At 64.1% G+C, this 23,064-nt stretch carries 23 protein-coding genes and 1 riboswitch; of the genes, 3 read left to right on the top strand and 20 right to left on the bottom strand.

Features of this window, described 5'->3' with window-relative positions:
* Positions 1-15 precede the first annotated feature (15 nt).
* Positions 16-1,380, top strand: coding sequence for a guanine deaminase (gene guaD / locus H281_RS0120405; protein WP_020069015.1), 1,365 nt, complete (start codon positions 16-18; stop codon positions 1,378-1,380).
* Between the two features lie 120 nt (positions 1,381-1,500).
* On the opposite strand, the gene H281_RS0120410 is transcribed toward guaD, so the two are convergent.
* Positions 1,501-2,754: an NAD(P)/FAD-dependent oxidoreductase gene (locus tag H281_RS0120410; protein ID WP_033379643.1), complete on the bottom strand. Its 1,254-nt coding sequence runs from the start codon at positions 2,752-2,754 to the stop codon at positions 1,501-1,503.
* A 120-nt stretch (positions 2,755-2,874) separates the two neighbouring features.
* Between H281_RS0120410 and H281_RS0120415 the strand changes: the two genes are divergently transcribed.
* Positions 2,875-3,603 carry a class I SAM-dependent methyltransferase gene (locus tag H281_RS0120415; RefSeq protein WP_027804796.1) on the top strand — a complete coding sequence of 243 codons (729 nt, stop codon included), beginning with the start codon at positions 2,875-2,877 and terminating at the stop codon, positions 3,601-3,603.
* Between the two features lie 16 nt (positions 3,604-3,619).
* Here the strand turns inward: H281_RS0120415 and H281_RS0120420 are convergent, their stop codons facing one another.
* From H281_RS0120420 to H281_RS0120505, 18 genes are read right to left on the bottom strand one after another with little or no spacing between them, the layout of a single operon-like run.
* Complete coding sequence (locus H281_RS0120420; protein ID WP_020069018.1) at positions 3,620-4,063, bottom strand: excinuclease ABC subunit A; 444 nt, start codon at positions 4,061-4,063, stop codon at positions 3,620-3,622.
* Between the two features lie 58 nt (positions 4,064-4,121).
* Positions 4,122-4,544, bottom strand: coding sequence for a hypothetical protein (locus H281_RS0120425; protein WP_027804797.1), 423 nt, complete (start codon positions 4,542-4,544; stop codon positions 4,122-4,124).
* Between the two features lie 34 nt (positions 4,545-4,578).
* Positions 4,579-5,817 carry a beta-ketoacyl-[acyl-carrier-protein] synthase family protein gene (locus H281_RS0120430; protein WP_020069020.1) on the bottom strand — a complete coding sequence of 413 codons (1,239 nt, stop codon included), beginning with the start codon at positions 5,815-5,817 and terminating at the stop codon, positions 4,579-4,581.
* On the bottom strand, positions 5,814-7,040 hold the full coding sequence (locus H281_RS0120435) for a beta-ketoacyl-ACP synthase (RefSeq protein WP_020069021.1): 1,227 nt from the start codon (positions 7,038-7,040) through the stop codon (positions 5,814-5,816). Before H281_RS0120435 ends, H281_RS0120430 begins: the two co-directional genes overlap by 4 nt.
* On the bottom strand, positions 7,040-7,765 hold the full coding sequence (locus H281_RS0120440) for a 3-ketoacyl-ACP reductase FabG2 (RefSeq protein WP_020069022.1): 726 nt from the start codon (positions 7,763-7,765) through the stop codon (positions 7,040-7,042). The genes H281_RS0120435 and H281_RS0120440 overlap by 1 nt, the downstream gene beginning before the upstream one ends.
* A complete protein-coding gene (locus tag H281_RS0120445) occupies positions 7,762-8,247 on the bottom strand; it encodes a hotdog family protein (RefSeq protein ID WP_020069023.1) in 486 nt (161 codons plus the stop codon). The genes H281_RS0120440 and H281_RS0120445 overlap by 4 nt, the downstream gene beginning before the upstream one ends.
* A gap of 6 nt (positions 8,248-8,253) precedes the next feature.
* Positions 8,254-9,438 (bottom strand): beta-ketoacyl-[acyl-carrier-protein] synthase family protein, encoded by a 1,185-nt coding sequence (locus H281_RS0120450; protein ID WP_020069024.1) that lies wholly within the window; start codon positions 9,436-9,438, stop codon positions 8,254-8,256.
* Complete coding sequence (locus H281_RS0120455) at positions 9,435-11,924, bottom strand: MMPL family transporter (protein ID WP_020069025.1); 2,490 nt, start codon at positions 11,922-11,924, stop codon at positions 9,435-9,437. Before H281_RS0120455 ends, H281_RS0120450 begins: the two co-directional genes overlap by 4 nt.
* Positions 11,924-12,604, bottom strand: a complete 681-nt coding sequence (locus tag H281_RS0120460) for a LolA family protein (protein WP_020069026.1) — start codon at positions 12,602-12,604, stop codon at positions 11,924-11,926. Before H281_RS0120460 ends, H281_RS0120455 begins: the two co-directional genes overlap by 1 nt.
* Positions 12,595-13,035 (bottom strand): acyl-CoA thioesterase, encoded by a 441-nt coding sequence (locus H281_RS0120465; RefSeq protein ID WP_020069027.1) that lies wholly within the window; start codon positions 13,033-13,035, stop codon positions 12,595-12,597. Before H281_RS0120465 ends, H281_RS0120460 begins: the two co-directional genes overlap by 10 nt.
* Positions 13,032-14,645, bottom strand: coding sequence for an HAL/PAL/TAL family ammonia-lyase (locus H281_RS0120470; protein WP_020069028.1), 1,614 nt, complete (start codon positions 14,643-14,645; stop codon positions 13,032-13,034). The genes H281_RS0120465 and H281_RS0120470 overlap by 4 nt, the downstream gene beginning before the upstream one ends.
* Positions 14,632-16,368, bottom strand: coding sequence for a glycosyltransferase family 2 protein (locus tag H281_RS0120475; RefSeq protein ID WP_027804799.1), 1,737 nt, complete (start codon positions 16,366-16,368; stop codon positions 14,632-14,634). The genes H281_RS0120470 and H281_RS0120475 overlap by 14 nt, the downstream gene beginning before the upstream one ends.
* Positions 16,368-18,074, bottom strand: a complete 1,707-nt coding sequence (locus H281_RS0120480; RefSeq protein WP_020069030.1) for an AMP-binding protein — start codon at positions 18,072-18,074, stop codon at positions 16,368-16,370. Before H281_RS0120480 ends, H281_RS0120475 begins: the two co-directional genes overlap by 1 nt.
* On the bottom strand, positions 18,071-18,739 hold the full coding sequence (locus H281_RS0120485) for a COG4648 family protein (RefSeq protein WP_020069031.1): 669 nt from the start codon (positions 18,737-18,739) through the stop codon (positions 18,071-18,073). The genes H281_RS0120480 and H281_RS0120485 overlap by 4 nt, the downstream gene beginning before the upstream one ends.
* The gene (locus H281_RS0120490) at positions 18,739-18,990 is read right to left on the bottom strand and encodes an acyl carrier protein (protein ID WP_020069032.1); all 252 of its coding nucleotides are present in this window, start codon (positions 18,988-18,990) and stop codon (positions 18,739-18,741) included. The genes H281_RS0120485 and H281_RS0120490 overlap by 1 nt, the downstream gene beginning before the upstream one ends.
* A 2-nt stretch (positions 18,991-18,992) precedes the next feature.
* Positions 18,993-19,292 (bottom strand): phosphopantetheine-binding protein, encoded by a 300-nt coding sequence (locus tag H281_RS0120495; RefSeq protein ID WP_020069033.1) that lies wholly within the window; start codon positions 19,290-19,292, stop codon positions 18,993-18,995.
* Positions 19,267-20,061 (bottom strand): lysophospholipid acyltransferase family protein, encoded by a 795-nt coding sequence (locus H281_RS0120500; RefSeq protein ID WP_020069034.1) that lies wholly within the window; start codon positions 20,059-20,061, stop codon positions 19,267-19,269. The genes H281_RS0120495 and H281_RS0120500 overlap by 26 nt, the downstream gene beginning before the upstream one ends.
* Entirely contained in the window at positions 20,045-20,851 is an 807-nt protein-coding gene (locus H281_RS0120505) for a beta-ketoacyl synthase chain length factor (RefSeq protein WP_027804800.1), read from the bottom strand. The genes H281_RS0120500 and H281_RS0120505 overlap by 17 nt, the downstream gene beginning before the upstream one ends.
* A 519-nt stretch (positions 20,852-21,370) precedes the next feature.
* Positions 21,371-21,587, top strand: a riboswitch (yybP-ykoY riboswitch).
* Positions 21,588-21,598: 11 nt separating this feature from the next.
* Between H281_RS0120505 and H281_RS0120510 the strand changes: the two genes are divergently transcribed.
* Positions 21,599-22,171 (top strand): TMEM165/GDT1 family protein, encoded by a 573-nt coding sequence (locus tag H281_RS0120510; RefSeq protein ID WP_027804801.1) that lies wholly within the window; start codon positions 21,599-21,601, stop codon positions 22,169-22,171.
* Positions 22,172-22,251: 80 nt separating this feature from the next.
* On the opposite strand, the gene H281_RS0120515 is transcribed toward H281_RS0120510, so the two are convergent.
* A complete protein-coding gene (locus H281_RS0120515; RefSeq protein ID WP_020069037.1) occupies positions 22,252-22,962 on the bottom strand; it encodes a DUF4136 domain-containing protein in 711 nt (236 codons plus the stop codon).
* Positions 22,963-23,064 lie beyond the last annotated feature (102 nt).

Genomic DNA, 23,064 nt, shown 5'->3' on the forward strand with positions numbered 1-23,064 from the left:
GGAGACGGTTTTCTCATGACTCACCCGGCTACAACGGCTAACCCGGCCCAATCGGCATTCCGCGCGCAGTTGCTGACTTTCAACGGCGATCCGTCGCGCTCGCCCGACGCGGCGATCTTCAATGAAGACGGCCTTCTGATCGTCGAAGACGGCCATGTCGTCGCAGCGGGCGCGTATGCGGCGCTCGCGTCTCGACTCGCGCCGGGCACGCCGGTTCAGGACATGCGCGACAAGCTGATCGTGCCGGGCTTCATCGACACGCACATTCATTACCCGCAAACGGACATGATCGCGTCGCCTGCGGCTGGCCTGTTGCCGTGGCTCGACACGTACACGTTTCCGACCGAGCGCCGTTTCACCGATCAGGCCTATGCACGCGATACAGCAAGCTTCTTCCTTGAAGAACTGCTGTCTTGCGGCACGACCACCGCGCTTGTCTATTGCACCGTGCACAAGGAGTCGGCCGACGCGCTCTTTGCCGAAAGCGAGGCGCGCAATCTGCGCATGGTGGCAGGCAAAGTGCTGATGGATCGCAACTGTCCGGAGTTCCTGCGCGACACCGCGCAGTCCGGTTATGACGACAGCGCCGAGCTGATCGGCCGCTGGCACAACCGCGGCCGTCAGATGTACGCGCTCACGCCGCGTTTCGCGCCGACTTCGACCGAAGCGCAACTCGAAGCTTGCGGCGTGCTGGCGGGCAAGCATGCGGATGTGTTCATCCAGAGTCACGTCGCCGAGAACACCGACGAAGTGAAATGGGTCAACAGTCTCTTCCCCGGTCACCGCAGCTATCTGGACATCTACGACCACTACGGCCTGCTACGCCGCCGCGCGGTGTACGGGCATTGCATTCATCTCGACGCGCAAGACCGGCAACGCATGGCTCAAACTGGCGCGGTCGCGTCGCATTGCCCGACGTCGAACCTGTTCCTCGGCAGCGGTCTGTTCGATTTCGACAAGGCCGACGAAGCTAGCATGCCGATCGCACTCGCCACGGACGTCGGCGGCGGCACGTCGTTCTCGATGCTGCAGACAATGAATGAAGCGCACAAGGTCGCGCGATTGACGGGCCACCATTTGACGGCCACGCGCATGTTCTATCTCGCAACAGCGGGCGCGGCCGAAGCGCTCGATCTCGCAGACAAGGTGGGCACGCTCAGGCCGAAGTCGGAAGCGGACTTCGTCGTGCTCGATCCTCGAGCAACGCCGCTGCTCGCGCGCCGCACGGCGCGCACGGAGTCGCTCGAAGAATTGCTGTTCGCCTTCGCGCTGCTCGGCGACGATCGCGCGGTCTATGAAACGTATGCCGCAGGCAAGCGCGTGCATCGCCGCGACGACGTGCGGCAGCACGCGCCGCGCGTCGCTCGATTCGCGGCCTGATTGCCGCTCGAATGCGGCCTGATGGTCTTCGCTGCTTCTAAATAAAAACGGCGCTTCCTTGCATGACGAGGAAGCGCCGTTTCAATTTCTACGTTCAGTGCATGCCCCACCCGCGGGGACTCAGCGCTGCGTGCAAACCTCATGCAAGGCATTGAGCCTGCGCACCGGGTCGGCGACATACGGGTTGGATTCGTCCCACGCATAGCCCGCCAGCACCGCGCTGATCATGCGGCGGATCGACGGTGTCTGGTCGGGATAGAAAATGATGTCCTGCAATTCGCCTGTGTACCAGCGCTCGACAAACGCGCGGAATGTGTCGATGCCCTTGCGCAACGACACGTCGTAATTCGCGGACCAGTCAACCTGCTCGCCATCCAGTTGACGGTTCAAGGTCTGCACCGCCAGATGCGCCGAGCGTAGTGCGATCGTCACGCCCGACGAGAACACGGGGTCGAGAAACTCGCCCGCGTTGCCAAGGAGCGCATAACCCGGTCCGTGCAGACGCTCGACATTCGCCGAGTAGCCGCCAATATGCCGCACAGGCAACAGGAAAGGCGCGTCGCCGATCAACCGGTTAAACGTCGGCTCCTTCTGGATCAGCGCACGCAACTTCGGCTCGCGCTCCGTTGGCGGCACGTCGAGGAAACTCGACTCGGCGACGCATCCCACCGACGACCGTCCGCCCGCAAGCGGAATCATCCAGAACCACACGTCGCGGCGCTCGGGATGCGTTGCCACGCAGATCTTGTTGCGGTCGTGGGCGCCCGCGGGGAGGCCGTCGTAGACATGCGAAAAGAGCGCGGCGCGCGTGGGCATGCGCGTGGGCGCCTCCAGGTTGAGCAGACGCGGCAGCACACGGCCAAAGCCGCTTGCATCAAATATGAAACGCGCTTCGACCTGATACGCATGACCGGCCTCGTCGATTACGTCGACGCGCGGCGCGGCACCCGTGCCCTCGCCGGTATGCACGGCCTGTACCGTATGCCCGAAGCGCACATCCGCACCTTGCTCCGCTGCGCAGCGAATCAGGATCTCGTCGAACACCGCGCGTTCCACCTGATACGTCGTGCCCCACCCCGCCGTGTGCTTGTCGCGGAAATCGAACGACGAAGATTGGCCGCGATACACGAACTGCGCGCCGTTCTTGTACTGGAATCCGGCCTCGATCACCGCTTGCAGCATGCCGGCTTCTTCCAGATAAGCCATGCTTTGCGGCAGCAGGCTTTCGCCAATCGAAAAACGCGGAAAGTGCTGGCGCTCCAGCACGAGCACCGAGCGGCCCGCTTTGCGCAGCAACGCGGCCGCGACTGCACCGGCCGGGCCGGCGCCAATGATCGCGACGTCGACCGTCGTGTGTTCCGCCGTGTGCTTCATGTCATGTGTACTCAAGTTCGCCTCAATCGTTTGCTTGCCCGACGCAGCAATACGCTGCATCCTTACGTCCTGTTACATTGCATCTCTAGCAGCAATACATATTTCACCGGGGAGTCCAGCGTGCCGCCGTCTCAAACATCCAGTGTGCCGTTCGTGCCGGAAACGGCATTTGGAATCTGGTTCCTGCGTACTCACACATGGGAACATCATGTGTTGCGCGTCGCGATCAACGACCTCAAGCGCCTGATCGATACGCCGTTGCCCGCAGCGCCCGTTATCGTCGACGTTGGCTGCGGACAAGGCATTTCGTTTCGCCTGCTTGCCGATGCGTTCGAGCCGCGCCGCATCGTCGGCATCGACTATCACGAACCGTCGCTTGCGCTCGCGGCCGATGCGGCCAACTCCTGCCGCGACAAGGTCGCCGACATCGAACTGCTGCACGGCGACTGCGCGGCGCTGCCGCTGCCCGATGCGAGCGCAGACATCGTGTTCTGCCATCAGACTTTCCATCATCTCGTCGAGCAGGACCGCGCGCTCGCCGAGTTCCGCCGCGTGTTGAAGCCCGGCGGCGTGCTGCTGTTCGCCGAATCCACTGACGCGTACATCAGGTCGTGGGTGATCCGGCTGCTGTTTCGTCATCCAATGCACGTGCAAAAAAGCGCGGACGGCTATCTCGACATGATTCGTCGCGGCGGCTTCAGCTTTACCGACCGCAACGTGTCCCTGCCGTACCTCTGGTGGAGCCGCGCGAAAGACTTCGGTCTGCTCGAACGGCTCGGCCTTTACCGTCCGCAACCCGGCAAGCGCCGTGAGACGCTCGTCAATGTCGCGGCGGTGAAGACCGTCTGAGCCGGCCCAGGTTGCGTTACTTGCGCAGCGTGACGACGTCGCCCTTCAGCGCCACGCCCGCAATCACCGCACCCGCGCCGCAGGTGAACTCGGTCGCGCTTTCGCGCACTTCGTTCTTGTAGTTGCTCTTGATGTTGATCACCGCGTTGCCGCCTTCCTTGCGCGCGCGATCCTGCAACTCGATCACCGCCGACAGGAACACGTGCTGGCATGCGGCCTCATCGCTCTTGCCGAACGCGTTAGTCTTCTTGTTCGTCGCAAATTCGCCGATCGTTTTCGCGACGGCCGGATGCCGCTGGCCCGCGAAATACAACTGGATATCGTCGCCGACTTTGCCCGGCTCGCTATGCAACGCTTCGTTGATCGGATAGGTACCCACCGAGTCCCGCGCAAAAGCCGGTGCGGCGCTCAACATCGAAAATGAAGCGGCGAGTGTGACGAACATCAGATGACGTTTCATTGATACTCCTTCCTGGTTGTTATGGGTTTTACGATTCCCGCATTCACTGCCCTGCAAATCAGTTCGCCTCGAGCACAGCGAGCCGGCCGCTGATCGCGATCGCGGCGGCACTCGGGCTCACGCCGCAAGTGAACTCGCTGGACGAATTGCTTTCGCTGCTGTGAAAGCGCGTCGTCACGTCGATCACCGCATTCGCATTGCGCTCGCGCGCCGCCGCGCGAAGCTTGCCGATCGCCTCGGCAAGCGCCTCGCGGCATGCGTCGTCGGGGCCCGCGACCTTGCGCGCGATGCGCACCGAGTACGAGACGTCGCCCAACCCGCGCTTCACGGCCGGATGGCTTTGCTCACCGAAATACACGGGCACGCCGCCGCGCGATTCACCGCCCGCGGCCGCGAGCGGCAGCGACTTCACCTGTGTCGCACAACCCGTCAGCGTCGCGGCTGCAATCGTCAATGCACCCAGCACCAATGTTCTTTTCATTTTTATCACCCTCGTTTCTAAAATCGCGACCGTTTCAGCCGCCCTGCCATGCCTCGAACATCAGGCTCGCGCAACTTCCCCCGAAGCCGAACGACACCGACATCGCCGAGCCGATGCGCGCGTCACGCGTCTCACGCACGAGCGGCATGCCGTCGATTTCCGGCTCCGCCGAATCGATCCCCGTGGTGCCTGCAATAAACCCGTCGCGCATCATCAGCAACGTATAGATCGCCTCGTGTGCGCCGCATGCGCCAAGCGGATGCCCGGTCATGCCCTTGGTCGACGAAAACGCGGGCACACCGCGCTCCGATGCGGCACCGAACACCTGCCTCAACGCATGCAGTTCCTCGACGTCGCCAAGCGGCGTGGAAGGTGCATGCGTGTTGATGTAGTCCGGACGCTTGCCCGCTTCGTCCAGCGCGCCGCGCACGGCGCGGGCGATGCCTGCCGCGCGCGGCGTGACCATGCCGGCGTCCGTGCAGTCGCCGAACCCCGTGAGTTCCGCGTAGATGCGCGCGCCCCGCGCCAATGCGTGGTCCAGCGCTTCGAGCACGAGCACGCCGCCGCCCGACGCGATCACAAAACCGTCACGCGCCGTATCGTAAGGACGCGACGCGCGCTCGGGCGCGTCGTTGGAGCGGCGCGACAACGCGCCCATCGCGTCGAACATCAGCGTCATGTTGTCGTGCAGCGACTCGCTACCGCCCGCGAGCAGGATCTGCTGACGGCCGCTCTGAATCAGTTGCATCGCCTGGCCAATGGCGAGCGCGGAAGTCGTGCATGCCGACGACGGCGAATAGCCGACGCCTTCGAGCCCGAACACCTGCGCGACGTTCGCGGACGCTGTGCTGCTCATTGCATGCGGCACCGTGTAAGGCGGCACTTTATCGACGCCGCGCGTGTTGGCAACGGTCATCGCGGCGTCGTAGCTCGACATCGTGCCGACGCCCGAGCCGATCACGGTGCCGGCAAGCGGCGAGCGCAACATCGCGGCATCGAGCCCGGCATCGTCGATCGCCTTGCGCGCGGCATGGCAGGCAAAGCGCGCGGTATCGCCCATGAAGCGCTCCAGCTTGCGCTCGAAAGGCGCTTCATTAGCGACCGACGCCACGCCAGCGACTTGCGACGCAAAGCCGCGCTCACGCCATGCTTCGACTCGTTCGATGCGCGACTTCCCCGCGCGCAATGCAGCCGACACTTCGTCGAGCGAATTGCCGAGGCACGACACGATGCCCATGCCGGTAACGACCACGCGTTGCAACGCCACGCTCATTGAACACGCCTGAAAATAAGCGACGTGTTGATCCCGCCGAACGCGAAGTTGTTGCTCATCACCAGTTCGGCGTCGATCTCGCGCCCCGTCCCGATGATGTAATCGAGCGGCGCGCAGGCCGGGTCCACGTCCTGCAGATTCAGCGTGGGCGCGTACCAGTTGCGCTTCATCATCTCGATGGTCCACCAGGCTTCGAGCGCGCCGCACGCGCCCAGCGTGTGGCCCACATAGCTTTTCAGCGAACTGATCGGCATGCGCTCGCCAAATGTCTGCGCGGTTGCGTGGCTCTCCGCGACATCGCCGCGATCCGTGGACGTGCCATGCGCGTTCACATACTCGATCGCTTCGGGCGGAAGCGCGGCGTCTTTCAGTGCAAGCTGCATCGCGAACGCCATGGTTTCCGCCGTGGGCTGCGTCATATGCGCGCCGTCCGAGTTACAACCGAAGCCCACGATCTCCGCGTGAATCCGCGCACCGCGCGCCACCGCGTGCTCGTATTCCTCGAGCACGAGCGTAGCGGCGCCTTCGCCGACCACGAGGCCGTCGCGCGCGGCGTCGAATGGACGCGGCGTCAGATGAGGCTCGTCGTTGCGCGTGCTGGTTGCGTACAACGTATCGAATACGGCGACCGCCGGACCCGACAATTCTTCCGCGCCGCCCGCCAGCATCAGCGTCTGCTTGCCCGTCTGAATTGCTTCATATGCGTAGCCGATTGCCTGGCTGCCCGACGCGCATGCGCACGACGTGGGAATGATCCGCCCTTTCAGATCCCAGAACAGGCTGACGTTGACGGCTGTTGTGTGCGGCATCATCTGCACGTAGCTGTTCGACGTGACGTCGCTCATCGAGCCGCTTTCGAGCATCGTGCCGAACGCGCGGATCGGCTGCACCGAGCCCGACGACGAGCCGTACGCGACGCCCATGCGGCCGTCCTTGATGCTCGCGTCGTCGGCGAGGCCCGCATCGGCGAGCGCGAGTTCGCTTGCGCGCACCGAATACATCGACACGGGGCCCATCGAACGTGTCTTCTTGCGCGGATAATGCGCGGGCGTGACGAACTGCGGCAACGGACATGCGAGCCGCGTATGCAACGATTCGAAGTAGTCCCACTCGGGCATGCGCCGCACTGCGTTCACGCCGCTTTTCAGACGCGCTTCGATTACGTCCCAGCTATCGCCGAGCGCCGTGACGCCGCCCATGCCGGTAATGACGACTCGCTTCATCAGACCATCCCGCCGTTGACGCCGATCACCTGACGAGTCACATACGAGGCCGCATCCGACATCAGGAAGCTGACCACGGACGCTACCTCGGCAGGCTGGCCGACGCGGTTCATCGGCACCGTCTTCAATGCGTGTTCGAGCGGCATCTCGTCGAGCATGCCGGTTTCGATAAGGCCCGGCGCCACGCAGTTGACGGTGATGTTGCGCGTCGCAAGTTCCACCGCGAGCGCCTTGGTCGCGCCGATCAGGCCGGCCTTTGCCGCGCTGTAGTTGACCTGACCGCGATTGCCCATCACGCCCGATACCGACGCGATAGTCACGATGCGCCCTCCGTTGCGGGCACGCACCATCGGCATGGTCAGCGGATGAACGACGTTATAGAACGAGTCGAGACCGGTTTCGATCACGACGTCCCAGTCTTCGTCGGTGAGCGCGGGGAACGCGGCGTCGCGCGTCACGCCGGCGCTGCATACGATGCCGTAATACGGTCCGTTCGCCGCCACATCGGTTTCGAGCACATCGCGGCACACTGCGCGCTCGCGCACGTCGAACTGCAGCACCCGCGCAGTGCCGCCCTGAGCGGCGATGCCCGACGCCACTGCCTCGGCTTCAGCGCGCCCCGTGCGGCAGTGCACGGACACTGCAAAGCCGTCGGCGGCCAACTGGTACGCAATCGCGCGGCCAATGCCGCGGCTTGCGCCGGTAACGAGAACACGCCGGCTCATGAATTGAAACTCCCTTCGATGAATGACTGAAAATCGGACGGCTGGAAGACCTTGATCACCGCCTCGGCGCAACACACGTCGTCGTGATGAATCGTGCATTCGTATGCACCGTGGCCTTCGTCGCTGCGCAGCAGTTCCGTGGCGCGAATCAGCAATTGCGCGCCGCCTGCGAACGACGGCTGCAACGCCTTGTAGCTGCGCGAGCCGAGCAGCACGCCGGGCCGCGCGCGGCCACCGCCACGCATGGCGAGCAACGCAACGTGTGCGGCGATCGATTGCGCCATCAACTCGATGCCGATCCACGCGGGCATCGCGCCTTGCGCGTCCGCATACCATGCATCGGCATGCACGGTTGCGCGCGCGCTCAGCGTCTGTTCGTCGAACGCGGTGACGGCGTCGATCAGCAGCATGGTGCCGCGATGCGGGATGATCGCTTCGATAGGTTGCTGCAGCAGTTCGTCAATGCTTCGTGTCGAGTTCATCGCGCCTTACCGTGCAAGAATCAGACTGACATTGCTGCCGCCGAACGCAAACGAGTTGCTCATCACGTATTGAGCGCCCTCGCCGCGCGGCAAAAACCGTTCGCTTTCGACGAGTTCCAGCGCGGGCAGCGCGGGGTCCGCTTCACCGTCCCAGATATGGCGTGGCAGTGCAACGTCGTCGCGTGCGAGCGTGAGCCAGGCGAAGCCGAGTTCGGTCGCGCCCGCCGCGCCCAGTTGATGGCCGGTCAGCGGTTTCGTGCCGCTCGTCGCGACGCCGTCGGGAAACACACGCGACATCAGGTTTGCTTCCATCTCGTCGTTCTTGCGCGTGGCCGTGGCGTGCAAGTTCACATAACCAATCGACGACGGCGCGATGCCCGCATCCGCGATTGCTTCGCGCAGCGCCATTTCGCCACCCACGCCTTGCGGATCGGGGGCCGAAATATGATGCGCGTCGCTCGATTCGCCGACACCCGCAACGCGCACCGCCGCTTCGTCGCGGCTCATCAGAAACACGGCCGCGCCTTCGCCGACATTGATGCCGCAACGATTGCGGCTCATCGGATTGGTGCGCTCGCCGCTGGTCGATTCGAGCGACGCAAAGCCTTGCACCGTCAGCTCGCACAATGAATCGACACCGCCCACCACCACCGCATCGCACATCTGCAATTGCAACAGGCGCCGGGCCGACGCGAACGCTTTCGCGCTCGACGTGCAAGCTGTCGAGATCGTAAACGCGGGGCCTTTCAAGCCGAGTGCCGCCGCCGCGAAGGGCGCGGCCGTGCCGATTTCCATCTGCCGGTAGTTGAAGTTCGCGGGCAGGTCGCCCGCTTGCGCCTGATACACGAACGCGGCCTCAGCCGCTTCGATACCGGATGTGCTGGTGCCGAGCACCACGCCGATCCGATGCGCGCCGTAGCGCTCGCGCGCGGCGTCGACGGCAGGCGAGATCTGCGCGAGCGCGGCGAGCAGCAAGCGGTTATTGCGGCAGTCGTAGCGCGTGAGATCGGCGGGCGGAGCGAGATCGAGCGGCGTCAGGACGCTGCCCACAAACGCGTCGCCGATGCCCGTATGCACGGCCGCCATGCCTCGCGCGTGGCTCGCGGCGAGCGCCGGCACGATGCTGTCGAGGTCGCCGCCGAGCGCGTTGATCATGCCGAGCGCGTGCAAATAAACTGGTGGCGCTTTCATGCGGCCCTCCTGGATTCCGATGGCATGCCGATCGGCGCGAGCAGCACCGAGACCGCAATGCCGAGCGCGAGCGTCGCGCCAAAACTCTTTAACGCAGGCATCGCACTCATGCCGAGCATGCCGAACGACAGCAGCGTGGTGGCGGCCGAAAGCAGCACGCCCGTCCACACCGCGCCGAGATCCGCGTCCGTACGCATGCACCCTTCACGCAGAAAGACGGCGTAGTTCGCGCCGACGCCGAGCACGAGCATAAGCGCCAGCCAGTTGAACAGATTGAGCGGCACACGAGCGTAGCCGAATACCGCCAGCGTGACGCCTACTGCGAGCAGTACGGGCAGCGTCACAGCGATGCCGCCGCGCATGCGGTGTGCGAGCGGCACTTCGTTCGCGGCATGCCCCGAGTCCGGTTGCTTTCGGGCGTAGCGCACGATCAGCAGAATCAGCACCAATGTCAGCGCGCCGCCGAGCCACCAGCCGCTGTCCACGCGATACGCACCGAACAGCTTCGACACGCTCGCGGCCTTGTCGACGAAAGCCACGCCTGGCACTGAACGCGCGGTCGCGATCAAGGCGGCCTCGTTGCGCGATGTCACGCCTTGCGGAATCACGACGGCGGCATACGCCTTCGTCGCCGCATCGACCTGGCCGAGCCACAAATGTCGGTATGGTTGCGACCACGGCGCGGCAAGCCACTGGTCGACGGTCAGAAGAGATTGCGGTTTCGTTTGCGCATTCTTTTCCGCTGCGATCCACGCGTCGGCGACTTCGTCCTTGAAGCCCGCTTGCAGCAACGTGGCGCGCAATGCCGCCGTGTCGTCGAACACATGCTGCGCGAGCAACGCGCGGTCTCTGTTCTGCTGCTGCGCGGACGGCACGAACTGCGCGACCGATTGATAACCGCCCACCCCGTTCGGCGTGCCGCCAAGTGCGTCGAGTTTTGCACCCAGCGCTTCGGCACGCTCCAACACGAGCTCCGGCGTCTCACCGCGCACGACGAAAAACTGCGCGCTGTTGTCGATCCCCACCGCGTTGCGCACCTTGTCCTCTTGCGCGACGAGCGACGGGTCGCGCTGGATCAGCAGATGAACGTCGTCGTCGCTCGTGAGACGCAACCAGCCGGGAATCGCGACGATCAGCAACAGCGCGGCGACGATCCAGGCACGCTTGCCGCCGATCAATCGATGCCATGCGCTCAACAAACGCGCCGAGCGTTCGAAGAGTCGCCGGGGACTGCGCTTCGGCGCGTGCGGCAGCAACGCGGGCAACAGCCACATCACCGAGGCGAACGCCGTCACGATGCCCGCCATCGCAAAACATGCGATCTGCTTGAGCGCGGGAAACGGCACCCACGTGAGAATCGCGTAACCAAGCAGGCTCGTGGCAAGCGCTACGCTCAACGCGGGACGCACCGCACGTGCGCCCCGTCGCGCATCCCAATCGCGCCCGGCACCGAGATAGACGACAAAATACTGGATCGAATAGTCGACAGCTTCGCCGATCAGACTTGCGCCGAATACGAGCGTCAGCAGATGCAACTTGCCGAATACGAGCAGCGTCACCGCAAGCGCGCAGACGATGCCGAGCGCGGTCGAGACGAAGCCGAGCAGGAGCAGACGCGGCGAACGGAACACCCACATCATCAACAACGCGATGCCGATGAGCGACGCGACGCCGATCAGATGCACTTCGCGTTCCGATGCACTGCGCGCCGACTCGGCGTAGAACACGGCGCCGGTTCGTGCGACCGACACGTCAGGGAATGCCTGCTTCAACGCGCTTTCGCCTTGCGACAGCGCCGCGAGCACCGCGTGCTGCGTTTTGGTTTCATAAGCGGAGCCTGGCAAGGTGGCCACGATCAGTACGCTCGTCGCAGTGCCTTGATGCCCGTCTTGATGCGATACCAGCAACCCGTCTTCGAGTTCGAGATTCGATGTGGCGAGTGGCAGATTGCCGAGCCAGTGTTCGAGCCAGCCGAATGGATCGTCGGCGAGCGACGTGGTGAGTCCGCCCCGCACCGGGCTATAGATGCGTTGGGCGAGCGCGTCGCGCAACGCGGCGTCGGGCGCCTTACTGCCCGCGATTGCCGCGCGGTCAGCAGGCGTCAGCAAGCCGAAACGATATGGCAGATACAGCGCCGTAATCTGCGACAGATCGAATGGCGGCAACTCCGCCGTCACCGAAGCGAACGCCCCGCTTTTTTGCAGCGAAGCGCCAAGTTGCTTTGCCGCCGCTTTGGCGTGCGCATCGTCGTGACTGGTGACGAGAAAAACCGTGCGGTCGCCCAGAGCGCTCGCCAGCGTATCGACCGCTTTCTCGGCGACCGGATCTGCCTCAGTTGCCGGCAGCAGCGCAAGCAAATTCGTCTGCAACGGCGACGGTCCGGAAAAACGCCAGCCGCAATACAGCGCCGCGACGAGCGCGAGCAGCAGCCACGCGGCGCGCATGCCCCACGCGTTTTTCGCGGACCTGTGTTGCAGGAGGTCCATCAGGGCGCCCCGAGCAGACTGCGTTCGGCCGCGGCCGGTTCGCTCACCGCCTCGCTCTTGCTGAATTCGAGTTGCGTCGTATCGCCGTTGGCGAGCGCGATACGCAAACTCTGCAGGAAGTCTCCGCCGCTCATCTGCAAGCCTTTGATCGACTGCGCAAGCTGCGGCTGGTTCGGCGTCAGCTGCATGCGCCAGTGCGCGGCGCTGCCCTCGGCCTGCACGTCGAATTGGGAATACAGCGCGGACAGATCGCCGCCGAGCATTGCACGCATCATCTTCGAAACTTGCGCGACGCCGCGCGTGCCTTGCGCGCTGTGCGCCGTGACGCGCTGACCGTTGGCATTGATTTCGGCGACGCCTGCATCGGTGATGACATAAGTGGCTTTGTACGGCGTGTCGATATGCCAGATCACGCCGCGCTCACGCAGGAACAACAAGGATCCGGTACTGACGAGCGGCTGCTTCATCGCGGCCAGCGTCTGCGTTTGCGTGAATTGCGCGCGCACGCCTTTGGCTTGGGCGAGATGCGATGCGACCTGCGAGACCAACGCGGGATTGCCGTCTGTAGACGCGGCACACACCGGCCACGCCGGCATGCTCAACGCGCTGGCCACCGCAAACGAAAACGCACAGGCACGCAGTCCGTTCAACAATCGCACGCCGGAATTCGTTATCGCCATACGCGCTCCAGTTTCTCGAAGACCACCGGCGGCGACACGAACTGCAACTCTTGCGTGGCGGCATCGACCGCCACCTGGATCGTATAGCCCTTGGTGAGCCTCGTCCCCGATTCGCAATCGATAATTTCGTAGCCTATTTTCAGGCGGTTTTCGTGTTCGAGCAGTTGGGTGCGCACGTCGATCTTCTGACCGTACGTAGCCGGGCGAACGTACTTGAGATGCGCTTCGACGATCGGCCACAGATAACCGGACGCCTGCATCTCGCGATAGTCGTAATCGAATGCGCGCAGCAGCGCCGCACGGCCGATCTCGAAGTACTTCAGATAATGGCCGTGCCAGCACACATTCATCGCATCCACGTCGTGGAACGGCACTTCCACCATTGCACTTGCGCTCAGTACCTTGCGGGTCGCGCTTTCCGTCATGCTCATGCTTGCGGCCCTCCGCGATAATCCTGCAACAACCCGCATGCGGCGATGCGCGCGGTCAGCGCGCGCAAATCGTGTTCGAGCGCGCGGTCTTCATCGACGAAAGGCGATTGCGCGCCGACGTTTTCCATGAACGTTCGCAACGCCGCAGGCACCGGCGTCGCGCTGTCGATGCGCAAACGCAAACGCGCGGCCTGAACCGTTGCCAGCGTATGCGCGGCAGCAACCTGCTCGGTCAACTCCAGCACGCGCAAACAGTCGCGCGAGGCGATAGTGCCCATGCTGACCTTGTCCTGATTGTGCGCCTCGGTCGAGCGTGAGAACACGCTTGCGGGCATCGTGTTCTTGAGCGCTTCGCCAGTCCACGCGGACGACGAAATCTGCACGGCCTTGAAGCCGTGATTGATCGCGGCGCGCGCGGGCGCGGCGCCAGTCAGATTGCGCGGCAGGCCATTGTTGAAATTGACGTCGACGAGGAGCGCCAGTTGCCGGTCCATCAGATCGGCGAGATTGGCGACTGCGACCTTCAGCGAATCCATCGCGAATGCGATATGACCGCCGTAGAAGTTGCCGCCGTGCAGTACCCGCTCGTTGTCGGGATCGATCAGCGGGTTGTCGTTTGCGCTGTTCAATTCGTTTTCGATATCGCGACGCACCCAGCTCAACGCATCACGCGCAACGCCGATCACATGTGGCGCGCAGCGGATCGAATAGCGGTCCTGCAAACGGTGGCCGGGCGTATCGTCGCGGCCTTCCAGATCTTCGCGTATCCATGCGGCGGCCTGCGCCTGGCCGGCGTGCGGCTTCACTTCGAAGAGCGTGGCGTCGAAATGCGCGGCGCGGCCGTCGAGCGCGACGGTGCAAAGCGCGGTCAGGCGCGCAGTGAGCCGGGTCAGATGATCCGCGCGAGCGAACGCCAGACACGCGAGGCCGGTCATCACCGCTGTGCCGTTCATCAGTGCGAGGCCTTCTTTCGGCGCGAGCGTAAGCGGCGTTTGTCCGAGTTCGTTCCACACTTCACGCACGTCGCGCAGACGTCCTTCGAACATGACTTCCCGTTCGCCCGCGAGTGCTGCGGCGACATACGAGAGCGGCGTCAGATCGCCGCTCGCACCGACCGAACCTTCAGCGGGAATGCGCGGCAGCACGCGATGATTGACGAGGTCCGCGAGGCGTTCGAGCAATACCGGCCGCACGCCTGAGAAACCATAGGCGAGCGAGTTCAGACGCGCGGCGATGACGGCGAGCGTCTGTGCGTCGTCGAGATATTGGCCCATGCCGCAGCCGTGGTAACGCGTGAGTTGCAGCGGCAACGCTTCGACGAGCTCCATCGGCACGTCCACCACACAGGCGTCGCCGTAACCGGTGTTGACGCCGTAGACCGTCTCGCCCGCGGCAAGATGGCGGCGCAGAAAATCCGCGCCGCGTTGAATACGGGCGCGCCATGCCGGGTCTGCGTTCAACGCAACCGGCGCGCGATGCTGAGCAATCGCGACGACTTCTTCGATACTCAGCTTGCGCCCGCCGATCACGACGCGAGCCGCGTGGCTATCGCCGTTGGAAGCCGCATGCGCGCCGGCATCCGGCGCGTCGATCAGTTCATGTTCGGCCATTCGCGTCTCGCTTGGGGCGAGCCCAGAAATCGAAGAAGTTGAACCATTGATAAGGTGCCTTGCGACAGTAATGTTCGAGACGCACTGCATAACGCTGCGCCCAGGCCGCGAGATGCTGCGTGCGTTCGCGGCGCGGCAATTCGATGCGCTCGGCGAACGGCTCGAAATAAAGACGATAACCGTCGTGTTCTTTCAGACAGAAGAACAGGTAGACCGGACAGCCGAGTGCATGCGCGAGCACATATGGACCTTGCGCGAAAGGCGCAGTCACGCCGAGGAAACGCGCCTCGGTGGTGCGGCCGGCTTCATGCGCAGGCACACGGTCGCCGACGATCACCAGCAACTCGCCCGCGTCGACGCGCTCCTGCATCATCATCGCGGTTTCGGGCCCGAAGTCCGCGACTTCCAGCAGGTGCCGCGTGAACTCGCTATTCGCGGAGGCCAGCACGCTGTTAAAGCGGCGCGCATGTTCGGTATAGACGACTGCCGTGACTTTCGCATACGCGCCCTGTGCGGCGAGCGCACGGGTCATCTCCAGATTGCCGAGATGCGCGCCGATAACCAGCGCGCCCTTGCCGCTCGCAACCAATGCTTCGAACGCCGAAGGATCTTCGAACTGGACGTCCGCATTGTTGACGCGCCCGGACCACGCGGCGAGCTTGTCGAAGCCCGATTGGGCGAATGCGAGCATGTGACGATACGCGGAGAGCCAGCCTGGGCGAGGCGTATCGCCACGCGGTTCGGCCTCGTGCAGACGCCTGAAGTAGTTCGCCGACGCCTCGCGCGCGGCACGTCCCGTCAAAAGGAAATATGCAACGATCGGATGCAGCCACAGCCCGGTGAAGCGGCGGCCGAACAGCTTGCAGCTGAGCGCGAGCAATGACATGCCCAGATGACTGCCACGTTCGGCAATACGCCACCAGTCCTGAGCCTCGGCGCCGCCGCTTTGTTTGCTTCGTGCACCGGCTGGCGCGGCACGCCGTGGCATGAACTTGTGCGCGAGCAGCATCGGCAGACGCGCCAGCATGCCGCACACGAGCCGCGTGTGGCTGCGGCTGATGCGCACGTTGTCCCACAGCACGTCGAAATGCGAAACGCCGTCGCTCGCGTAGGTGACGCGCGTGGGAATCGAGCGGAATGCGGCGCGACGCCAGTAAAGGCGCACGAGAATTTCGATGTCGAAGTCCATGCGCGTGGGCAACTGCACGCTGTCGATCAGATCGCAAGCCAGCGCAAGCGGATACAGGCGAAAGCCGCACATGGAATCGCGAATGGTCAGCGAAAGCGTTTCGATCCACACCCAGACATGCGTCAGATAACGGCCGTAGAGACGCGCTTTCGGCACGCTCTCGTCGTAAACGGGACGGCCGAGAATCACCGCACCCGGTTCGGCGCGCGCCGCTTCGATGAAACGCGGCACGTCGGTGGCGTCGTGCTGGCCGTCGGCGTCGATCTGCAACGCGTGCGTGTAGTGGGCGTCGCGCGCGGCGCGCAACCCCGCCATCACCGCCGCGCCTTTGCCGCCGTTGACGGGCAGGCGCAGTAACGTGAGCTGCGCCGCGTACTCGCTCGCGAGTTCTGCGAGCACCTGCTGGGTGGCCTCGTCGCTGCCGTCGTCGACGACAAAAATCGGCAAGCCGTGCACCGCGAGATGCGCGACGGTCGCACCAATTGCGTCTTTGTGGTTGTAGATCGGGATCACGATGCAGGGAGCGAAGTTCATCATGCGTCCGCCCGATAAACGATCACGCCCGACGCGCATTCGCGCTCGTTCGCCCGGTACGCGAACTGCACGCGCTGACGTGCGGGATCGTGCGCGAGCGTGAGCTTGAGCACCGCGCCCGGCCCAACCGGCGCCATGAACTTCAATCGATCGATCGACGTGAAACCGCGCACGCAAGGCAGTTGCTCCGCGGCCAGACGCATCGCCCAATCGATCTGTACAACGCCCGGCAGAATCGGCAAGCCCGGAAAGTGGCCGGCGAAATGCGTGAGCGTGGCGGGCACGCGCAACTCGTAATGCAGTGTCTCCCCAGTGTCCCCACCGCGCGCTTCGGCCAGCACTTCGACGCCTTCGGCACGCGGCTCGAACGTCGCTGCGACCGCCGAGACCGGCAGCTTGCCACGTGCGTCGAACGGCAACGCGAGACGAAAGCGCCAGTGACGCGGCAACACGACGACATCGAAATAATCGGCGAGATGTCGGCGCAGGGTTTTCGCGAGCAGCACGCGGCCTTCGTCGCGCAATGCTTTATTACCCGCTTCGGTCAACGCGACGACAGCGCCGACGCGCTCACGCACGCCACCCTCGAGCGGCACGATTGCCGCTTGTGTGACATACGGATGCAGCGCGAGTCGCGCTTCCAGTTCCGGCAGCGACACGCGCTTGCCATCGAGCTTCATCACGCGATCGAGGCGGCCTTGCAAACGGAAGCGGCCTTGCTCGTCGAATGCGATCCGGTCGTCGGTGCGATGCCAGCCGTCGTGGTCCAGATGCGGCGAGCGCACGCTGAGCGCACCGTCTTCGTCGCGGCGCACTTCGATGCCGGTCACCGGTTGCCAAGCATCCGTCTGATCCTGGCGGCGCCACGCAATGCCACCGGTCTCAGTGCTGCCATAGATTTCGAGCGGCGCGGCGCCGTAGGCCGCCGCATATTCGTGCGCGGCTTCGAGCGCGAGCGGACCGCCCGACGAGAAAAAAGCGCACGGTGCGGGCGTCAATCCGGCGAAGCCAGGCAGCGCAGGCCAGCGCGATAACTGCGCGGGCGTCGACACGATCACCGCCGCGCCGCACTGCGCGAGTTGCGCTTGCAGATGCAGCGGTTCGATGCTGATCTCACGGTCGAATGCGCGGCCGGCGGCGAGCGGCCACATCACGCGAAACAGCAGACCGTAGATGTGATGATGCGGCACGCTCGCAAGCATCGTCGCGTTGCCAACTAACGTGCCCCACTGCTTTTCGAGCGTATGCACCTCGGCGTTGAACTGCGCGAGCGTTTTGCGAATCGGCTTTGGCCGGCCGCTGCTGCCCGACGTATAGAGCGTGAGCGGTGCTTGCGGGTTGATATGTGTGCCCAGAGCTTGAGCGGCGTCGGCGGCGGCTTGCACATGCGGCGCCAGCGTGGCGTCGGTGAGCACGACGTCGTACGCATCGGCGAGGTCGGCGAGATAGCCGGGCGTCGCGTTCGCCGGAATCACCGGCTCCTTGCCGCATGCGAACAGCGCAAATAAGGCGCAGGCGAAATCGAATGGATCGTCGATACACAATGCGTAGCGTTGCGCGGCCTGCGATTGCACGGCCGCCCGGAGCGTCGCAACGCGCGCGCGAAACGCGGCGCGATCGAGCAGCAAACCGCGATCGCGGCATACGGGCGTAGCGGCAGCCGCTGTACTCAACGGAGTCGACAACAGGTCGTGCAACGCGATCATGCCGCCTCCGAACGTGCTGCGCGCGGCAGCACCACGAGGTAGCGCCATATGACCTCGGCGATCAGCAAAACACCGATCAGCACGTAAGCAATCGCGCCGTTATAGAGCGACCAGCTCGCGCGGCTCCAGTAGAGCGCGGTATAAGCGGAGAAAGCACCGTTCAGCAGAAAAAACACACACCACACCTGAGTAACGCGCCGCGTATGGCGCACTGCGCCCGGTGGCAGATCGGGGTTGCCGAGGCGCGCGAACTTTTCGATCATCGACGGCCCGTGCACGAGCGTCGCGCCGAACGCGATCAGCAGTCCGAGATTGACGAGCGATGGATACAGGCGCAACAACAGCTCGCTGTTGGTCCACACGATTGCCGCCGACGCGCAGCTCAGCAAGCCGACCACCGTCCAGTCGATTGCGGAAAGGCGGCGCAGCGATGTCGCGACCGGGCCGCTGCCGGCCCAGCGCTGCAACCACAGGATCGCGAACAGCATGCAGCCGACATAACGCGGCGTGTCCCAACGCCACGCGCACAGGATCAACGCCGGATAGGCGAGCTTCACCAGCACTTGCACGACTGCCTTGACCCAATGACGCCCGCCGGTGGACGAGGCGCCGGAAGCAGGCGCTTCAGTCGCAGCCGCCGGCGTTCCCGAGCGCACTGCCGGCATCAGCCTTGGGCCGCCAGCAGGGATTCGACAGCACCGATCACGTCGCCGACCGTGCGCACCGACTTGAACTCTTCGGGCTTGATTCGGCGGCCGGTCATTTCCTGCAGCTTGATCGCGAGATCGACAGCGTCGATGCTATCCAGATCGAGGTCTTCGAACAGATGGGCGTCGGGCGTCACGCGCTCGGGCTCGATTGCGAAGTTCTCTTTGAAGATGGCGCGGATGCGTTCAAGAATCTCTGCCTCGGACACGTTTATTCCCCTTTTCTGTTGGTTTCGTTCGCAGCGTGCGCCGCTTCGCGCTGACTCTCGACCAGCGCGGCCAGCGTGCTGATCGAGCGGAAGTGTTCGCGCGTGCGTTCGTCGTTTGCCGCAATGGTCAATTGGTATTGTTTGCGCAGCACGATGCCGATTTCGAGCGCGTCGATCGAATCGAGACCGATGCCGTCGGTATCGAACAACGGCGCGTCGTCGTCGATATCGGCGGGACTCAGGTCTTCCAGATCGAGTGCTTCGATGAGGAGCTGCTTAATTTCCAGTTTTAAAGAATCCATAATCGAACAGGTGCTGAGTAATGTGTGCTTCGACGGCACTCGTCACGCTGCGCGCAGCGAGAGCCGGTGTGGTGTCGTCTGCCTTGAGCTGGTCCACGCCCAATGGTTCCAGCACGTTCACGCGCATGCGGAACGCTCGCGCGGGCACGTGGTACCAGCGCATCTGCTTCGTGAACGCGGGCGGATCGCAATCCATCAGCACAGGCACGATCGGCGCGCCGACCTTCAACGCCATATGCGCGAAACCGCGCGAAAACGCATGCAACCGGTTCGGCGCGGGGCTGCGCGTGCCTTCCGGAAATATGATCATCGTATAGCCCGCGGCCAGCTGCCTCGCGCCGGCCTCGACCAGTTCCGCGGGATCGACATTGCTGACGTATTCCGCCGAGCGCACGATGCCCCAGAAACACGGATTGCTCCAGTGCGCGTTTTTCACGACGCAGCATGCATGCGGCGTGAGCGAGAGCAGCACCATCACGTCCAGATACGTGGGGTGATTCGCTACCACGATGGACGGTGTGCGTGCACGCAACGCATCCACGCCCGACACTTCGAGTTCCATCACGCCGATGCGCTGCAGGACGGCGACAAGCGCCCGGAAGAACCAGTGGATCACGCCCGTCACCGCAAACTGTCGCGACGCGCGATGCGGCCACAGCCACGCGAGCGGAAACACGAGCACAGAAAATAGCACGCCGCAAATGCCGAACACGACGAACGCCATGCCGGTGGCAAAGAGTCGCCAGGCGTAATCAAGCCGCGCAGTCATGCCATCCCCAATGCCAGAGAGCGCCGGCGCCCTGCCAGGCCGCCGGCCTGCCGGTTTCGAGACAGTGCAGCAGCGCCTGGCTTTGCGTGGCGAAGCGCGTTTCCGCTTCGGCGGTATCGGGCGGCTGCGCCGCGCCAGTTGCACCTGTTGCCGCGCTGTGGCCCGGCGCTACGCTTGTTTCAGCCGTCGGGCCGGGGTCGCGCTGGCCGACTGCGCGCGCGGCATCCGGGGCGACAACTGAGGATCGCGCGCACACGAGATGGCCCAACGCGCCTTCGCTGCTCAGCAGAATAGCGATCGCGCCGCCCTGGACTTCGTCTTCGATGGTGCCGTATGCGGGATCTGCGGGCTCGTCCGCGTAGACGAGCAATACCGGCGACGCAGGTTGCGTCGCGAATTGGGCAAAGGCCTCGAGGAGCGCATAGCCGAGCGTTTCGGGCCCGGCGGAGATCGCGCTCGCCGCCGAGCGGTCGCCGCGCGCAATGCCGAACACGCCCGTCATGGCGTTGAGCACCGAGAGGCTGAAGGCGGTCGGCGAGACGGGCTCGCCGGAACTGATCGCGCGGAGGATGTCGGTAGTGCGGCGCAATTCTCCGTGCCGCGAGGCGAACACGACGCGGGCCTCGTCGGCGCCGACACAATCGTGCGCAACCTTCAGCGCGACTCTGGACAGAGTGCTGAGACGCCGCCGCACGATCGGCTCGATAAAGCCGATGTCGGGTGCGGCAGAAGCGGCGGCAGGCCAGCTAGACCAGCGAGCGACCGGAATGGTCCAGTGCGGATCGGGCATATCGGTGTTCGCGCGTAGAAGCAGGGAGAGGTTGAAGCGCCTGACGGAACACGCAGCCTTCATAGCGTATGCGCGCCGCGCGGACCGGCAACTCCAGCCGCGGGTCGATCAGTCTTTTTGTAGGTTCACCGAAATTAACGGCACATCGGCCAGATTATTTAGGTGCCTCTGACAATCGACCTTATAAATTGGCTCCGGCTCCCGCAGTGGCCGGAATCATACTGAAGATTTTCGTTTAAATCAGCCAAAAAAGACGTATCCATCTGTATCCGTGTCGCGATTGCCACGGTGCCGTTCAGGCGATATTAGATTTCGCGGACGTTTCAAGAGACGCTTGGGAATCTACCTATGGCGGTGTGTTTTCCAGTCGGATTGCAGTGTTGCGCGACGCGGCTTACGTTGAAAGTCGCTTGAAACTTTCAATAAACTTTCTGCGAAGGCTGTTGCACTTCAATACATTCATTTTGCCGGCCGATGCAAGGGCCGGCGCTGCGGCCGTCATGCCTCGCCTGCTATAATCCGCCCCTCATTGGGGAGTAGCCGCCCCGCAGCGCGTTCGTCCGGCAAGCAGGCCGGGCTCGTGGGACGCGAACTCGCGGGGGCGCCTGTCAACAGACTTGGCCGTCACGGCCATGGCAGCCGCAGCCTCAGGCCTGGCGAGACCGATGACCCACACCCCGCCGCAATTGGGCCCGGCGTGTCGTGGGTCGTCGCTCGTTCAATCTCGGCCCGGGAATTCAAAACAACGTGATCCACGCTTTTCTCATTTCGACCGGAGCGGTCGCGCTCGCCGAAATCGGCGACAAGACGCAATTGCTGTCGCTCGTGCTTGCCGCGCGTTATCGGAAGCCAGTGCCAATTATTCTGGGCGTGCTGGCGGCGACACTCGTCAATCACGCGGGCGCGGGCGCACTTGGCGCGTGGCTCGGCTCGCTGCTCACGCCGACCGTGATGCGCTGGGCGCTGGCTATTTCGTTCATCGGCATGGGTTTGTGGATTCTCGTGCCCGACAAGCTAGCCGATGACGAGGCCAACACGAACCGCACCCACCTCGGCGTCTTCGGCGCAACTGTCGTGGCATTTTTCCTGGCGGAGATGGGCGACAAGACGCAGATCGCGACGGTGGCGCTGGCCGCGCGGTTTCACGATTTCTTCGGCGTGGTGGCCGGCACCACGCTCGGCATGATGATCGCCAACGTGCCGGCGATCCTGCTCGGCGACCGTTTCGCTCACCGTCTGCCGACCGGCGTCGTGCATGGCATCGCCGCCGTGCTGTTCGTCGTTCTCGGGACAATGGCGTTGTTCGGCGCAGGAATCTGAAGCGAACCGCGCGATCCGGGCGCCAGCCGGATTGCGCGCCGCCCCGCTCACCGCTCCGTCACCGCTCCCTCACCGCTCCGTCACTGCGCGGCTTTCGCGCCGGACGCGGGCGCGGGCGCCATTGCCGATGCCGGGGCAGCGGCGGGCACAGGCGTTTCGTTCGGAGCGCCTGCGCCGGTGCCTAGCGGAATCTTGACCGTACGCACAACGCCATTGCCGAGCGGGAAGTCTGCGAGCGCGCTGCGAGCAAGATACGGCATGGCCCTCACCAGTGACGACTCGCCGCCCGAATTGCGCGCGGTCACGTTGTAGACCTCCTTGCCGGTCGCGCGCTCCGTGATCCGAACACCGAGCAGATGCGTGAAGATCGGATAGCTCTGGTTCACGTATCCGGCGGGAAACGGTCCCCATGGCCCCCACGGATCGTACGGACGCCCCCACCCCCAGTAAGGCGCCGGCCACGGGTTGTAATAGACCGGCTCGGCCACTGTCACCACGTCCGAGCGAATTCCATACGAGAGTCCGACCAGATAGCGCGCCTGCGCGCCGTCCACCTGGCGAAACGCGTGCGTGGCCAGTTCATTGGCGACGATGCGCTCATACGTGGTCAGTTCGAGATTGTTCCGCTGATCGGGTTCGCGCATGAACGCGTAAGTGCGCGTCGCGTCGCCGCCGCTCCAGTCGGAGAACGCGGTGACTTGCGTCGTCACATAAGTCGTGCAGCCGGACAGCAGCACGGTCAGCGCCGCCAGCAGCAGCATGGCGCGGCGCGTCCATCGATTCGTTTTCATGGTCTACCTCGTGAAGCGTTTGGGTCGGCTCGGGTTCGTATTGTACGTAGACCGTAGGCCAGGCCTCACGTTCCGGGCCCCGCCGCGTGGGCCTATGTTTGT

Origin of the sequence: Paraburkholderia caledonica (genome assembly GCF_000383275.1) — a bacterium.
GTDB classification, from domain to species: Bacteria; Pseudomonadota; Gammaproteobacteria; order Burkholderiales; family Burkholderiaceae; genus Paraburkholderia; species Paraburkholderia caledonica.

Excerpts from the sequence above, each read along its gene's own strand:
- guaD (WP_020069015.1), top strand. The coding sequence starts at position 16 with ATGACTCACCCGGCTACAACGGCTAACCCGGCCCAATCGGCATTCCGC.
- H281_RS0120410 (WP_033379643.1), bottom strand. The coding sequence starts at position 2,754 with ATGAAGCACACGGCGGAACACACGACGGTCGACGTCGCGATCATTGGC.
- H281_RS0120420 (WP_020069018.1), bottom strand. The coding sequence starts at position 4,063 with ATGAAACGTCATCTGATGTTCGTCACACTCGCCGCTTCATTTTCGATG.
- H281_RS0120425 (WP_027804797.1), bottom strand. The coding sequence starts at position 4,544 with ATGAAAAGAACATTGGTGCTGGGTGCATTGACGATTGCAGCCGCGACG.
- H281_RS0120430 (WP_020069020.1), bottom strand. The coding sequence starts at position 5,817 with ATGAGCGTGGCGTTGCAACGCGTGGTCGTTACCGGCATGGGCATCGTG.
- H281_RS0120435 (WP_020069021.1), bottom strand. The coding sequence starts at position 7,040 with ATGAAGCGAGTCGTCATTACCGGCATGGGCGGCGTCACGGCGCTCGGC.
- H281_RS0120440 (WP_020069022.1), bottom strand. The coding sequence starts at position 7,765 with ATGAGCCGGCGTGTTCTCGTTACCGGCGCAAGCCGCGGCATTGGCCGC.
- H281_RS0120445 (WP_020069023.1), bottom strand. The coding sequence starts at position 8,247 with ATGAACTCGACACGAAGCATTGACGAACTGCTGCAGCAACCTATCGAA.
- H281_RS0120450 (WP_020069024.1), bottom strand. The coding sequence starts at position 9,438 with ATGAAAGCGCCACCAGTTTATTTGCACGCGCTCGGCATGATCAACGCG.
- H281_RS0120455 (WP_020069025.1), bottom strand. The coding sequence starts at position 11,924 with ATGGACCTCCTGCAACACAGGTCCGCGAAAAACGCGTGGGGCATGCGC.
- H281_RS0120460 (WP_020069026.1), bottom strand. The coding sequence starts at position 12,604 with ATGGCGATAACGAATTCCGGCGTGCGATTGTTGAACGGACTGCGTGCC.
- H281_RS0120465 (WP_020069027.1), bottom strand. The coding sequence starts at position 13,035 with ATGAGCATGACGGAAAGCGCGACCCGCAAGGTACTGAGCGCAAGTGCA.
- H281_RS0120470 (WP_020069028.1), bottom strand. The coding sequence starts at position 14,645 with ATGGCCGAACATGAACTGATCGACGCGCCGGATGCCGGCGCGCATGCG.
- H281_RS0120475 (WP_027804799.1), bottom strand. The coding sequence starts at position 16,368 with ATGAACTTCGCTCCCTGCATCGTGATCCCGATCTACAACCACAAAGAC.
- H281_RS0120480 (WP_020069030.1), bottom strand. The coding sequence starts at position 18,074 with ATGATCGCGTTGCACGACCTGTTGTCGACTCCGTTGAGTACAGCGGCT.
- H281_RS0120485 (WP_020069031.1), bottom strand. The coding sequence starts at position 18,739 with ATGCCGGCAGTGCGCTCGGGAACGCCGGCGGCTGCGACTGAAGCGCCT.
- H281_RS0120495 (WP_020069033.1), bottom strand. The coding sequence starts at position 19,292 with ATGGATTCTTTAAAACTGGAAATTAAGCAGCTCCTCATCGAAGCACTC.
- H281_RS0120500 (WP_020069034.1), bottom strand. The coding sequence starts at position 20,061 with ATGACTGCGCGGCTTGATTACGCCTGGCGACTCTTTGCCACCGGCATG.
- H281_RS0120505 (WP_027804800.1), bottom strand. The coding sequence starts at position 20,851 with ATGCCCGATCCGCACTGGACCATTCCGGTCGCTCGCTGGTCTAGCTGG.
- H281_RS0120515 (WP_020069037.1), bottom strand. The coding sequence starts at position 22,962 with ATGAAAACGAATCGATGGACGCGCCGCGCCATGCTGCTGCTGGCGGCG.